Origin of the sequence: Tumebacillus permanentifrigoris (genome assembly GCF_003148565.1) — a bacterium.
GTDB lineage: Bacteria > Bacillota > Bacilli > Tumebacillales > Tumebacillaceae > Tumebacillus > Tumebacillus permanentifrigoris.
Genome location: NZ_QGGL01000002.1, coordinates 85,188 through 98,638, shown reverse-complemented (window position 1 = coordinate 98,638; position 13,451 = coordinate 85,188). Strand labels below are relative to the sequence as shown.

Annotated in this window: 11 protein-coding genes; 4 read left to right on the top strand and 7 right to left on the bottom strand. The window is 52.5% G+C overall.

Features of this window, described 5'->3' with window-relative positions:
- Positions 1-18: 18 nt before the first annotated feature.
- Positions 19-1,359 carry a purine/pyrimidine permease gene (locus C7459_RS02620; protein WP_109686044.1) on the top strand — a complete coding sequence of 447 codons (1,341 nt, stop codon included), beginning with the start codon at positions 19-21 and terminating at the stop codon, positions 1,357-1,359.
- 18 nt (positions 1,360-1,377) lie between these two features.
- Here C7459_RS02620 and C7459_RS02615 read toward each other — a convergent pair whose 3' ends face one another.
- The 4 genes from C7459_RS02615 to C7459_RS02600 all read right to left on the bottom strand — a co-directional run bounded on the left by C7459_RS02615 (position 1,378) and on the right by C7459_RS02600 (position 4,650).
- Entirely contained in the window at positions 1,378-1,686 is a 309-nt protein-coding gene (locus C7459_RS02615; protein WP_109686042.1) for a hypothetical protein, read from the bottom strand.
- A gap of 79 nt (positions 1,687-1,765) precedes the next feature.
- Entirely contained in the window at positions 1,766-2,236 is a 471-nt protein-coding gene (locus tag C7459_RS02610; RefSeq protein ID WP_109686040.1) for a MarR family winged helix-turn-helix transcriptional regulator, read from the bottom strand.
- Positions 2,237-2,260: 24 nt separating this feature from the next.
- The gene (locus C7459_RS02605) at positions 2,261-3,985 is read right to left on the bottom strand and encodes a DHA2 family efflux MFS transporter permease subunit (RefSeq protein ID WP_109686037.1); all 1,725 of its coding nucleotides are present in this window, start codon (positions 3,983-3,985) and stop codon (positions 2,261-2,263) included.
- A gap of 17 nt (positions 3,986-4,002) precedes the next feature.
- Complete coding sequence (locus tag C7459_RS02600; RefSeq protein WP_245884371.1) at positions 4,003-4,650, bottom strand: HlyD family secretion protein; 648 nt, start codon at positions 4,648-4,650, stop codon at positions 4,003-4,005.
- Between the two features lie 410 nt (positions 4,651-5,060).
- On the opposite strand from C7459_RS02600, the gene C7459_RS02595 reads away from it, so the two are divergent.
- Together C7459_RS02595 and C7459_RS02590 are read left to right on the top strand one after the other, a co-directional pair.
- A complete protein-coding gene (locus tag C7459_RS02595) occupies positions 5,061-6,242 on the top strand; it encodes a class I SAM-dependent methyltransferase (protein WP_245884370.1) in 1,182 nt (393 codons plus the stop codon).
- Positions 6,243-6,312: 70 nt separating this feature from the next.
- Positions 6,313-6,933 carry a uracil-DNA glycosylase family protein gene (locus C7459_RS02590; RefSeq protein ID WP_109686035.1) on the top strand — a complete coding sequence of 207 codons (621 nt, stop codon included), beginning with the start codon at positions 6,313-6,315 and terminating at the stop codon, positions 6,931-6,933.
- Positions 6,934-6,981: 48 nt separating this feature from the next.
- On the opposite strand, the gene C7459_RS02585 is transcribed toward C7459_RS02590, so the two are convergent.
- From C7459_RS02585 to pxpB, 3 genes are read right to left on the bottom strand one after another with little or no spacing between them, the layout of a single operon-like run.
- Entirely contained in the window at positions 6,982-7,752 is a 771-nt protein-coding gene (locus C7459_RS02585; RefSeq protein ID WP_109686034.1) for a LamB/YcsF family protein, read from the bottom strand.
- 29 nt (positions 7,753-7,781) lie between these two features.
- On the bottom strand, positions 7,782-8,729 hold the full coding sequence (locus tag C7459_RS02580) for a 5-oxoprolinase subunit C family protein (RefSeq protein ID WP_109686032.1): 948 nt from the start codon (positions 8,727-8,729) through the stop codon (positions 7,782-7,784).
- Positions 8,726-9,412, bottom strand: a complete 687-nt coding sequence (gene pxpB, locus C7459_RS02575) for a 5-oxoprolinase subunit PxpB (protein ID WP_245884369.1) — start codon at positions 9,410-9,412, stop codon at positions 8,726-8,728. The genes C7459_RS02580 and pxpB overlap by 4 nt, the downstream gene beginning before the upstream one ends.
- A 539-nt stretch (positions 9,413-9,951) precedes the next feature.
- On the opposite strand from pxpB, the gene C7459_RS02570 reads away from it, so the two are divergent.
- On the top strand, positions 9,952-13,434 hold the full coding sequence (locus C7459_RS02570) for a P-loop NTPase fold protein (protein ID WP_109686027.1): 3,483 nt from the start codon (positions 9,952-9,954) through the stop codon (positions 13,432-13,434).
- Positions 13,435-13,451 lie beyond the last annotated feature (17 nt).

Below are 13,451 nucleotides of genomic sequence, written 5' to 3'. Positions count from 1 at the left end.
AAAAAGGAGGCGCATCGCATGAGTGAACCAAAGAGCCATTCTGATCAAGCGTTGCGCGAACCAGCTCCACGCGGGACGATGCTCTGGTTGCAGAGTGTGCAGTGGATGGTGTTTTTGTTGGCGAACACCATCGCCGCCCCGATCGTCGTCGGAGCTGCGTTCGATCTGCCAGCAGGGGATGTGTCGTCGCTGGTACAGCGGATCTTGCTGGTCAGCGGTGGCATGACGCTGTTGCAAGTGCTAGTCGGTCATCGCTTGCCGCTGATCGAAGGGGCGGCCGGCATGTGGTGGGCGTTGTTCCTGACCTTGGCGGCCGTCGCAACAGGTGGTGACAAGGGCGCGGTGCTCCGGCAATTGGAGATGGGGATGATCATCGCCGGAGTTGTGCTGGTGTTGCTCAGCCTCTTGCCGCTGATGGGACGCCTGCGAGATCTGTTTACTCCGCTCGTCACCGGAGTCTATCTCATACTGCTGGTCGTCTCGCTCAGCGGGTCGTTTTTCAAAGGCATGCTCGGCATCACTCGCACAGGTGGTATCGATGGCACGGTGGTGCTGATGTCGCTTGGCGTGATCTTGATCGTGTTGATGCTCTCGCTCAAGGGACGGGGTCTCTGGCGAAGCATGGGGCCGTTGATCGGGATCGTGATCGGGTGGGCGCTGTTTGCCGCCTTTGGGTATCTCGATCGCGAGGCGACAGGGGAGGCCACGCACTGGTTCGCCCTGCCACAGCTCTTCGCTTGGGGCACTCCGATCTGGGACACGGGCATCGTGTTGACCTCGGTGCTGACCGGGGTGATTCTGATCTCGAACGTCGTCGCCTCGATCCTCGTCGTCGCCCGCACGCTCGGCCAAGAGATCTCCTCGGACACCTACCGACGCGGATTGCGGGGCAATGGGATCGGCTCGGTGTTGTCAGGGATGTTCGCCACGATCGGCCCCGTACCGCTCTCCGTATCAGCAGGCTTCATCTCGACGACGGGCATCCGCTCCAAGCGCCCGTTCCTGATCGGGGCGACGATGGTAGCGCTCAGTGGGCTGTTCCCGATCATCGGGGATTTTTTCGCCACGTTGCCATCTGAGGTGGCGTATGCGGCCCTGTTTGTGCCGTTCGCCCAGATGATGGGCTTTGGCATCCGCGACTTGATGTCATTGGAACCCTCCCCGCGCAACTTGCAGGTGATCGGCTTCTCGCTGATGGTGGGCATCGGCGTGATGTTCCTCCCGCCCAGCGCGATCGCCACACTCGATCCTTGGCTGCGCAACTTGGTCGCCAACGGCATTTTGGTCGGGCTGCTGCTCTGCTTGTTCCTCGAACATGTGGTCTTTCGCGAACGAGTAAAAAATCCCGCCTCCGAATAGGGGGCGGGATTTTTATGCTTACCAGTAGTACCCACCATAACCGTACCGATACGGTGCGGTGGCAGCGACTACGGCGAGCGCGACCAGAGGCAGGAACAGCAGGGGGAAGAAAACCGATTCGCCGTCAACCGCGTGCGGGCGATCGGCATGTTGGACCGTCGATTCATCAGCTTGAGCGGAGACGCTACCGCCGTAGGGCGTGCGTTGCAGGTAGACTCCGTCGCGGGTGACGCTGTGGACGACGCCATAGTGTCGTGCGCCGTCGTGGCAGGTGATGCACACATGACGGCCCACGTGCTTGCGGACGTGGCAAGGGGAGAGTGCCATAACAAACAACTCCTCCTTTCTCGTAGGACTACTGTATCCTACGGGAAACCTGTCCGTTTCGCGCTCCGCACCAGCCTGTTTATGTGCGCTCCAGTTCCTCCGTCCCGCGCAAACGGGCTAGGAATTGGTTTTGAATCCGGATCATCGTCTCAATGTCTTGCGCGGGCATCTCCAGCGCGACCGCCATCCGTTGCAGCAGGACGGACTTCTCCGGATCGTAGGCTTCTTGCAATTTCTCCAACCCACTCGGCGAGAGGTGCAATTCCAGCTGGCGTCGGTCGCGTGTGGAACGCTCGCGTCGCAACAGGTCTGACTTGACCAACCGATCCACGATGCCGCTCAACGTGCTGCTGGCGAGTTGTACGTGCTCACTCAACTGATCGAGCCCGATCCCCGGGTTGTTGCGAACTTCATTCAACACCATCAACTGCTGGGGTGTGATGCCGACTCGATCTGCATCGAGGGTCCGAAGTTGAAACAAGACCCGATTCAATTCACGAAACGGCATCGTACATCGCTTGATTTTCTCTAGTTCTGGCAAAGTAGTCATCGTAAAGCCTCCCTCGGGATGCTGTTACGCTTCATGATACCCTTCTGCCGGCTGTGAGACAACTTTGGCTTTGGATCGACGCATGAAGAGCGAGGTCAGAAGTGCGGCCGCCGTGAGCGCCGTACCGACGACAAAGGCGTCGTTGATGCCCTGAATGGTCGATTCCTTCACGATGAGGCCATTCATCAGTACGCTGACGAGTGAGTTGCTTGCCTGCGCAGACAGCCCGGTTGATACGGCCACACCTTGGCCCAAACGTCCGAGTTGCTGGTAGAGCAAGGGGTTGGTGGTGGTCATCTCGTTGGCAAGCGAGGCGGCGTGGTACGTGGCGTGCGTGGTCATGATCGTGACCAGCAGCGCGGTGCCCAGCGACGCAAAAACCTGTTGGAACGTGTTGGAGAGCGCGGTTCCGTGACTTCCCAAGCGTTCCGGCAATTGATTGAGACCTTCCGTCGTGGTCGTCATCATCATCAACGCCATCCCGATCATCCGAATCGAGTTCAGGACGAGGATGGTGCCATACGATGTGTCGGCCGACAGATGGGTGAATTGCCATGTGGTGATCACGGAGATCACCAAGCCGGTCACGATCAGTGGACGCGCACCGATCCGGTTCATCAGGCCGCCTGCGATCGGGGAAAACACAGCCATCATCAGGGCGCCCGGCAACAGCAGGAGTCCCGATTCGACGGGCGTAAACCCGCGGATGTTCTGCAGGTAGATCGGGAGCAGCACCATCGCAGCAATCATCGCCATGTACATCAGCGAGGAGACGATGATCGCCAGCGTGAACACGCTGTACCCGAAGGCGCGCAGGTCGAGCATCGGTTCGTCGGTGGTCAGTTCGCGCCAGACGAAGAGCGCGAGACCGATGATGCCGACGACGATCGGGATCAGAACTTGCGGGCTCGTCCAACCGGCAGAACCGGCCTTGCTAAACCCGAACAGCAAGTCGCCAAAACCGATCGTCGAAAAGAGAAAGCCCCACAGGTCGAACTTCTCGCGCACGCGCTCGGTAACGTCCTTCATCCAGGTCAACGCGATCAGGAGGTCGATGATCCCAATCGGGATGACGAGGATGAACAGGAGCCGCCACGAGTAGTTTTGGACAACCCAGCCTGCGAGGGTAGGCCCGATCGCCGGGGCAAAGATGACGACGACGCCCGCCAGACCCATCGCCATGCCGCGTTTTTCCGGCGGGAAGACGGTGAGGACGACGTTCATCATCAGCGGCATGATCAAGCCAGCACCGCCGGCTTGGACAAATCGCCCGACGAGGATCAGCGTGAAGCCTGGCGAGGCTGCGCAGATGATCGCGCCCAGTGTGAACAGCAGGATGGCAAAAATGAACAGATTGCGCGTGCCGAAGCGCCGCGTCAAGAACGAGGACAGCGGGATCGTGACACCGTTCATCAACATATAGCCTGTGATCAGCCAGTTGATCGTCGTCGCTGAAACGTTCAGGTCGTTCATCATGTGCGGCAACGCGATGTTCAGCAACGATTGATTTAGGACGGCCACAAAACCGCCGAGCAACACGACAGCGAGCAACTTTCCGATTTTCAGGTTCGAAAGGTCGGGAGCGCCCGAGGAAGCGGGAGTTGCGGCAGGACGACCAGATGGTGATGCTGCATGTGGTTCAAGTTTCGTTCGCTGTGCCATGCGGCTGGCTCTGCGGCGCAGGAAGCCGTTCACCAGCAGGAGCAGCAGCACGGCAAACGCGCCATATCCCCAAAGAAATGCGGTCATTGCGTTTCACCCGCTCTCTATTTGTGGATGCGCACGGTGACGTTCATGCCAGGTGCGAGTTCCAGCCCTTTGTACCCGTCGAGGGTGACGGTGACCGGGATGACTTGCGTAACCTTGGTGAAGTTGCCTGTGGTGTTGGAAGCTGGCAACAGCGAGAAGGTATTGGCGGTGGTCAGACCGACGGTGGAAACTTTGCCTGTCAGCGTGGTGCCTTCGTAGGCGTCGACGTATACATCGACAGTTTGGCCGGCTTCGACATCGTCGAGATCGGTTTCCTTGATGTTTGCCGTCACGCGCAGATGGTCGAGGTTAAAGGCATACGCAAGGGGGGAGCCTGCTCCGACGAATGCGTTTTTGACTGCGTTCGAGGTGACGAGGGTGACCGTATCCGGCACGGTGATGTCGACTTTACCCTGTGCAGTTTCCACAGCGCCGATCTTGTCCCCAGCGGAATAGCTCTTGCCGACCTCGCCGTTCCATTCGACGAGTTTGCCTGCGACTGGCGGTGCGATCGTGACCGCTTGCCCGTCGATCTTGGCATTGTCGGTGCTCAGGTAGGTTACCGATTGATTGTAGAAGTAGTACCCGGCGAAACCTCCGGCGACCAGCACGACCACAATGAGTACGTTGATCAGGATCATGCGGCGAAAGTTAGTGTTGCTCATCTGTTTCTCTCTCCTCCTTAGAATGTTTCGAAATGAACATGAATCGAATAAAAATGTTTCGCATACGAAATGTTATAACGAAAATTACATTTTGTCAATTAAAATAATCCAACCGCATACACAGGTGCGGTTGGATTTTATTAATTAGGAATTTACTTTAGTTACGAGTAAAAAGTCAGCGAAATCGTCAGCGTGAAGATGCGAACGTGCGGATGATGATCCCGTTTTCACGAGCTTCTATTAAAAGAGAAGCGATTTTTCAAGTCGTTCAGGTTGCGTTGCAGCACATCATGTCTAGGGGGAACGCTTTGGGTCAGGGTTCAGGCTGAGCTTGCCGATTCTTGTGTTCCGAACCAAGTTCAGGTAAGCTAAGGCATGGAAAAAAGATCGAATTTGAGGTGACAGATTTCATGGTACAAACGTGGTGGCCGGTGTTGCACGCGCTTGTCTCCGAGCTGGAAGGCGCGGGGATTGCTTATATGGTCGTGGAAGAGTCGGCGCTCTGGGCGCAAGGGGTCGAGGGCATCGAGCTGGAACGACTCACGGTGGAGATTCAATGGGATCAATTCACAGACGCACGCCGTCTGTTTGCTACAGATGAGGCACAGGAAGACAGCGGCAAGGGCTGGTCGAGTTTGTCGTTCACGCGCGATGGGGTGCCGACCACGATCCTCTGCCGCTACAACACGGTGATTCTGACCAACATCGACCGCTGGAGCATCGTCCATGAGGGGCAGAAGCTCTATGTGAAGTCGTTTGATTTCTACCGCCGCACGTGGGGAAGTGCGGACCCGCGCACGTTGTTGATCGCGAAGTTCCTGCGGAACCTGCAGCGCGAACACAGCCAGATCAATGCAGAAGCGTGGAACCAGAGCACCTACGATGCGTGGGTGCATCGCTACGGTAGCCCAGCCGAAGCGGCCGCATGGATCAAAAAAGACCCGGAGGCGCGTCTCGCTCCGTTGAATGAACAACTCGGTGATCTGCACGGGAAAAAGACGGTCAACCTGCTTGGCTCACACGGAGCGAAGGGGATTGCGATGGCGTTGCTTGGTGCGGACGCGGCCGTGATGGACATTTCTCGGGAAAATGCCGCCTACGCGCAGGATGTAGCGCGAGAAGCAGGCGTGGCGTTGCGCTATGTTGTGTCCGATGTGCTGGACCTGCCAGCGGAGGAGTTGACCGGGGACTATGACGTGGTGTTGATGGAATTGGGCATCCTGCACTATTTCATCGACCTGTTGCCGCTCGGGCATGTCGTCCGCGATCTGCTCAAGCCGGGCGGGAGGTTTGTGTTGCACGACTTCCACCCGATCTCGACCAAGTTGATCACGTCGAAGGGCAAGAAGCACAAAGTGACAGGCAACTACTTCGAGAGCGGATTCGAGGAAGCGGACGTCGCCTACAGCAAGCACTTCCCAGATGGGCGCGAGTTGAAAAAGGTTCGCCATCGCAAGTGGACGCTCGGCGAAATCGTCACCGCCTTTGCGCAAGCCGGGCTCGCTATCACCTCGCTCAGTGAGGAGCCGAACACCAAGATCGACGACATCGGGCTGCCCAAAACGTTTACACTCGTCGCTCAAAAAGCATAGACTTTCGGCGGGCGTGAGAAGACAAGTTTTGCTAGACAGGGGTAGCTAGAAGGAGTAGGTGGTCCACATCATGTTAGTAACACAATCTCTTGCTGAGAAGTTTGAAGAGGTCGCAGTCGAGTACGGGGTTCCCGACCTGATCCCGAACAACGCTCGGATGGTCTTTCTCCTCGAAAGCCCGCACACGCAGGAGTTGCTGCATGGAGTCCCGGTTGCGGGGTTGTCAGGCGGTTCGATGGCGAAGCACCTGTTGGGTGTGAGCGGCAAACTCGGACCGGTGGTGAAAAGCGACCCGGAACGCTACCGGATCGGCTTGATGAACGTCTGCCAGATCCCGATGCAGAGCAACGCCTACGCCAACACAACTTTGGACCCCGCGGCGCACGGCGCGTTTTTCCCCCTGCTGGAAGGCTTGCGGGCGGATCGGAAAAAAGGCTTGGAGCTCGCCCCGTGGAACGAACTCCAAGCCTTGATCCTCGACAAGCTGCGGGCGCGGTTGCAAGCGTTGGTCGACCGCAGGCTGATCCTCGTGCCATGCGGTGCTTACGCGCAGAAGTACTTCCGACTCGCTGGCGTCCACTCCGCGAACTGGCAGGTCGTGCCGGACGTTCCTCACCCGTCCTTCAACAATTGGGACAAGGAACGCTATCGGGACAAGACCGCTGAAGTCGTCGCACGCTACCAACAGTAAAAAACCTTGGGCGCACACGCGCTCAAGGTTTTTTACTATCGGTACGCCTTACGCCTCCTGCAAGTGAAACGCTTCGACCAAGATGTCCTCCGCTTCCAACGCCTCGCGAATCCGCTGTGCGAATGCCAACGCGTGCGCACCATCTCCGTGCAGGCAGATCGTGTCCGCTTGGAGGGAGACGTCCTCGCCGGTCAAGGAGCGGACACGGCCTTCGGTGATCAGGCGCAGAACCTGATGTACCGATTGCTCAGGGTCGGTGATCAGCGCTTGGGCGTGGTTGCGCGGGGTGAGCGTGCCGTCTGCTTGGTAGGTGCGGTCGGCGAACACTTCGTGTGCCGTGACCAAGCCGATGCGTTCGCCTGCTTTGACCAGTTCACTGCTGGCCAAGCCGAACAGCATCATCCGTCCGTCGAGGTCGTACACCGCTTCGGCGATCGCTTCGGCCAGTTTGCGGTTGACCGCCGCCATGTTGTAGAGGGCACCGTGTGGTTTGACGTGTTGGAGTTGAACACCTGACGCGCGGGCGAACGCGTCGAGCGAGCCGATCTGGTAGATCGTCATGTCATACGCCTCACGCGGAGTGATCTCGAACTGTCGGCGTCCGAACCCGACCAAGTCGGGCAGCCCAGGGTGTGCCCCGATGGCGACACCGCGCTCCAACGCGAGGTGTACCGTGCGCCGCATCGTCGCCGGATCGCCTGCGTGGAATCCACAGGCGATGTTCGCCGAGGTCACGATGTCCAAAACCTGTTCGTCCTGACCGATTCGATACACTCCATAACTTTCTCCCATGTCACAATTCAAATCGACACGATACATGATGGCGGTTCCTCCCTTGGTTCAGGTGTTTAGCGGGAAGCGAGGGCGAGTTTGAGCCGTAGCAACGCTCGCTCCCTCGCAACATACAGCGAGAGCGCTTCCTCCAACGAGATCTCCTGAAAACGCACCGTCCCACCGGGCGGCACTTGTGCGGCCAACGGCAAGTCGACGGCGGCAACCTGTCCGATCTTGGGATACCCGCCCGTGGTCTGCCGGTCGGCGAGCAACAGGATCGGGCCGCCTGCCGGTGGCACTTGGATCGTGCCAGACGTGACCGCTTCGGAGATCATCTGCTCCGCATGCTGGAGTTCCAACGACGAGCCGCCCATCAGCCGACAGCCCATGCGGTCGGAGTGCGGCGTGACCGTATAGCGAGTCTGGAAAAAACGTTCCCGACTCTCCGGCGTGAACGTCTCAAACTGATTCCCGCGCAGCACGCGCAAAAGGGGATGTGGCGAGTACGCCGGGAGCAGGGCGGGGTGGAGATAAGCGGAGGTTCGAAGACGGGTGCGAGGTGGCGTGCCAAGCGGCGCGATCACATCGCCTTTTGCCAAGGCCCGTCCGATTCCTGCACGCAAGTAGGCACTCCGGCTGCCGAGCACGACCGGGACGTCAAAACCACCGCCTGCGATGGCGAGATACGCTCGACAACCGCGACGCGGAGCACCGAAGTCCAATACTGTGCCGCGTGGAGCGAGCAGGGGTCGCCAGAGCGGGAGCGGCTCACCGTCGAGCGCAGGCGAGAGGTCAGCACCGCCGATGGCGAGATAGACGTCGCTCTCCACGTGCAAGCGCGGTCCGTGTAACGTGATCTCCAGCGCGGCGGCTCCCTCCAGATTGCCCACGAGCAGATTGGCCACACGCAGGGCGAACCGATCGACCGCGCCGCCGACGACTACGCCTTGGTTCTGGTAGCCCGGCCGTCCCAAGTCCTGCACGGTGGTCAGCAACCCTGGGCGCAGGACGCGCAAGGTCATCTGCGCTCTGCCTCACACTCGCGGAACTCCTCGGCTGAGACGGCGCGAAACCGCACGGAATTCCCGGCCTGCAACAAGCTCGGGCGTTCATGCTCGGGGCGGAACAGGTGCAACGGCGTCCGTCCGATGATCTGCCAACCGCCGGGCGTTTCCAGCGGATAGACGCCCGTCTGCTGGCCTGCGATGCCGACCGAACCTGCAGGGATCTTGAGGCGCGGTTCCGTGCGGCGGGGTGCGGCAATGGCTTCCGGCATGCCGCCGAGATAGGGGAATCCGGGCGCAAATCCGATCATATAGACGAGGTACTCGACGCTCGTATGGAGGGTGATGATTTCCTGGATGTCGAGTCCGGTATGATCGGCCACAGCCTCCAAGTCGGGCCCATACTCCCCGCCGTAACAGACGGGGATTTCCACCGTCCGTGGGTGTAGAGGCGCGGAATTCGCCGTGAGCGAATGCAGCGCCTTTTCCAAGTAGGCGCAGGCTTGCTCGTAGGATGTGACCTGCGGGTCGTAAAATGCTGTCAGCGTAGTGAAGGCCGGGATCAGCTCCCACAGCCCTGGAAATGGCTGCTCCTCCAACCTTGCAGCCAACGCTTGCACTTCGTAAAACGTCTCCTCGCGAATCTCTGTGCCGAGTCGCACCAAGACCGCTTGCTCGCCAAGTGGTTCCATGTTTGCCATCGTCCGTGTGCACCTCCTCATATCTTCAGAATAGCAGAAAAAAATGCCTGCGTCCTCAACAGGGAAAAGGAACTAGGCTCTAGCCGTGTCCAAACCAGACCCGCCTCCATAGTATGGTTTTGTACAACGGGACAGGGGGTGACACAATGGGTACTTTCGGCGGTTACACGCAGTGGGCAGTGGTCTTCCTGATCATCTTTGTTCTGTTCTTCCTGCTGGTTCCAGGTCTTGGTGGCGGCGGCAGCTACTAGTTAGTCGGCCTTGATCGGGCAGCAAAAAAGCGGATGTCTCGAGACGAGACGTCCGCTTTTTCTTGTTTTCGAGGCGGGTGGTGTTTTGTCTTGACCTCGATGCATTGCCTATAATGGGAAGGAACACCGAAGTAACAAATACAGAAATCGGCCTCATGTTTTCTTTTGGTTCCGAATCATAACTTTGTTGAAATTATTTAGAATTTAGGCTTGATATTTGTGGAAAATGTTGTCGATTAGAGGTATAATTTTAAAAACAAAAGTAGTTATCTAAAAGGGGGAGTTCAAATGAAGGATAAAAGTGAAACTTTACTAATTTCGGACATACCGTCTAATAAGGATGAATTTGGTGCACATGCTAGATTAGCAAGCGCATTAAGTTCCATGATATTGAAGGAGAAGGGTGGACGCTCCATTGCCTTAACAGGGTCATGGGGTAGTGGAAAATCTACCGTAATAAACCTAATCAGCAAAGAAGCAGATCAGCTTAAGGATAGCGATATTACACTTCTGACATTTGATGCTTGGGAGCATGAAGGGAATTTATTGAGAAGAACATTTTTAGAGTTTACTATCAAGAAGTTGTTGGGGAAAGGCTGGCTAGAAGATCAGGAAAAATGGAATGTTTCATTGTCTAGTTTGTCAAATAAACATAAAGAACAAACAACAAAATCAATGCCTCGCTTAACCACTGGGGGTCAAGTAATGGTATTTCTCACCTTACTTGTACCTGCGGGTTTTATTTTGTTTAATAAATTAGGCACGAAATTAGGTAGTGATGTAAATGATACATTCCCTAGTATATATAGCTATATTGGGGGAGTCATTGCGTTATTGCCAGCTGGGATTATTATTTCTATATTTATTATAAAATTGGGGAGGAAGTTTTACCAAAGTAAGATGAAGTTTCTATTTAAAACCAATAAAAGAGAACGTAAATCTTGGAAATGGACTCGCAATTTGCGTAAATTGCTCCGAAAAGCCTCTTCGGAGGATTTTGTCTCGTTGTTGGTCAATAAATTTGAGAATGTGACTATAACAGAATCGAGCGAGACTCCTGAGCCATCATCGATTGAATTTCAGGAAAAATTCGAATCCTTGATGGTAGACGCTTTGAACAATGATGAACGTAGGTTAGTAATTGTGGTAGATAACCTTGACAGACTAAGTTCGGATGAGGTTTTGAAGGTTTGGGCCACCATGAGAACTTTTTTGGACTCTTCTTCAAGTCTATACAATGAGGGTGATAGGAACTGGAAAGAGAAGTTTTGGCTTTTGGTTCCATTTGATCCTAGGGCAATAACATTGAAGTTGGAAGACAGTAGTGATAAATTAAATTTAGCTACATCATTGTTTGATAAGACGTTTCAGGCGAGATTTGAGGTTGCTCCTCCAGTTTTATCGAAATGGCGACATTTTATGGAGCAGTTATTAGTGCAGTCTTTTCCTAATCACGACCTAGTCGACTTCCACAAGGTATACCGGATTTTTTACAAAATAGTTGTAAGCATTAAAAAATCTCCAATTACACCAAGAGAAATTATTGTGTTCGTAAACCAATTAGGGACGGTAAATCGCCAGTGGGGAAATGAAATACCGATAGCGGATCAAGCTTTATTTGTTACGATGAAGATGTCGAATCAAGATATTCAATTATTGTTATTGAACAATGACTTGGATAAATACGATGTTACAAAAATATTGGGGGAAGATTACTACGAGAATTTAGCATCCCTGTATTTCAATGTACCAAAGCAAGAAGCTGTGCAACTCATAATGAAACCAAGGTTAGAGAACGCAATAACGAAGTATAATCAAGAAGAGATCAGCAGACTTAGTGAGATGCCTGGATTCTGGGAGGTCAGTGAGAACCTTGCTGATGAGCTGAAGAATGACTTTAAAGATAACCAGAAATTGTTGGTCGAAACTGCTGCAACATATGGGAAAATACCTTTTGGTTTTATTACTAAAAATAGTGTAGCAAACTATTGGGAGACACTAAGTGAGATTGCTATGGGTATTGAGAGTTGGGAAATGAGTACGAGAATTGGCGAAGGTTTAATTGAAATTATGAAAAATAATCGCGATGAGGTATTAGTAGAAAAAATATTGAGTTCGTTATCGAAGTCACATAGAGATTACTCCGTTTGGGTTGAAACAATTTACAAGGTATTCACTTTTCTTGAACAATATAATTATGATGGGATGTTTAGCTCTGCGTTTCAAGTTGAGATGAACTCTAACGAAGTTGTTGCAATGATTGGCGAAGGCTTAGTCAAAAAAGAAAAGTATCGAAAACTGGAGAAGTACTTGATATCCAGTTCACTAGATGCTGAGGAAATGCAAACGTATTTTCTTAACTCAGCGCAAAATGGGGAGTTGACACCAAACTTTTCGTCATGTGTTCAAGTTTTCTCTAGAAACAATATACAACTCGATGAAACGAAAATTGTAAGTGCAATAAAAGATCGTTTTCGAAATGATATACTAATTTCAAATGAAGTGATTCAATCGATGTCCCTTGTGTTTGAATTTATAAATGAAGGAAAAACTAATTTTGGAAATTTTATCCATGATGATTTATCAATAGCATATTTGATGCATCATCTGAAAAGCTTGATAGATCAAAATTCATTTAAAGCAGCAATGATGTGCGCTATCCCAATGTTAATGCACTCTTCTGAATTCACACTCAGCAATTCTGTTTGGAATTCTGCTGCAGGGATACTCCTTCTGCAAGGAATTGCTAATGAACCTGATAAGAATGCGAATTCGATTAACGATCTTGTAAGATTGATTATGTCTCTCAAAGATAAGTCGTTTGTCTATAATAAGCTTTATGGCAAAAAAATTGGAGATAAATTAGCAATACAGATTGTAAAAAGCGCTATAAAGAAAAAAGACAGATTAGACTTTTTCAGTGCAGAGGATATTGTAAAATACTTCCGAAATATATTCTACGTTGTAGAGGATATCGACATGGAGGCATTGATTTTTGAGTTACATGATAAAACTAATATTGATGAATTGATCGAATCTGAAAGATTCAACATATGGTACGCACATCTTTATTCATTATTTGTTATCAAGAAGTCCGAGGTAAGCAAATCTGTTGTTGATGGATTACTAAAAGTATCAAAAGATGAATGGAAAGAAGTATTTGTAAATACTTATAGTTTACTTGATCTTGCTATCATATTGCACCAAAAAAATCTGAGAGTATATGCCGGGTTGCCTTTAGAAGACGCCCTGCGAGAGTATGTTAAAGAAGTGCTTGAACAAGGAACAGAGATAGCGAGAAAAGGTGAGTTACATTTTATTATCACGCTTTTGAATGATTCAGCGAAAAAGAGATTTTCGCGAGACTTGTTCCAGATTGTTACATCAAGCAGTATGAATAATCTTATCGAAGTTATTGAAGCTTTTGGTGAGTATCTTTTGGATCAAGATGTCATTTTGGAAAACACTGATTTATTGGTCCGAGTTGTATTTAGAAATATTCTTGATAGACTTGAAGATATAGAACTTAATTGGGTTTATAAAATTGTTTCGACGATTCCAAGTCTCAAAAATCAAACTGAAGTAAGTAATTGGGATGGTTTTGCTAAGCGCATAAGTATGGCCTTGGACAGTGAAGATGAAATCGCAAATGAAGTTCGTGGAGTTCTAATCGAAATCGCAAATTATATTCTTCCTACCATTGATGGAAGATCTGAGGCCGCTTCTGCTGCGTCTGATGTCGAAGTCAATCTTAGGGAAGAGGATGAATGAGGTTCTGAGAAAATTAG

Bases quoted from the DNA above. Each gene is read 5' to 3' on its own strand.
- C7459_RS02605 (WP_109686037.1), bottom strand. From the start codon at position 3,985: ATGACCGCATTTCTTTGGGGATATGGCGCGTTTGCCGTGCTGCTGCTC.
- C7459_RS02595 (WP_245884370.1), top strand. From the start codon at position 5,061: ATGGTACAAACGTGGTGGCCGGTGTTGCACGCGCTTGTCTCCGAGCTG.
- C7459_RS02600 (WP_245884371.1), bottom strand. From the start codon at position 4,650: ATGAGCAACACTAACTTTCGCCGCATGATCCTGATCAACGTACTCATT.
- C7459_RS02620 (WP_109686044.1), top strand. From the start codon at position 19: ATGAGTGAACCAAAGAGCCATTCTGATCAAGCGTTGCGCGAACCAGCT.
- C7459_RS02610 (WP_109686040.1), bottom strand. From the start codon at position 2,236: ATGACTACTTTGCCAGAACTAGAGAAAATCAAGCGATGTACGATGCCG.
- pxpB (WP_245884369.1), bottom strand. From the start codon at position 9,412: ATGGCAAACATGGAACCACTTGGCGAGCAAGCGGTCTTGGTGCGACTC.
- C7459_RS02615 (WP_109686042.1), bottom strand. From the start codon at position 1,686: ATGGCACTCTCCCCTTGCCACGTCCGCAAGCACGTGGGCCGTCATGTG.
- C7459_RS02585 (WP_109686034.1), bottom strand. From the start codon at position 7,752: ATGTATCGTGTCGATTTGAATTGTGACATGGGAGAAAGTTATGGAGTG.
- C7459_RS02570 (WP_109686027.1), top strand. From the start codon at position 9,952: ATGAAGGATAAAAGTGAAACTTTACTAATTTCGGACATACCGTCTAAT.
- C7459_RS02580 (WP_109686032.1), bottom strand. From the start codon at position 8,729: ATGACCTTGCGCGTCCTGCGCCCAGGGTTGCTGACCACCGTGCAGGAC.
- C7459_RS02590 (WP_109686035.1), top strand. From the start codon at position 6,313: ATGTTAGTAACACAATCTCTTGCTGAGAAGTTTGAAGAGGTCGCAGTC.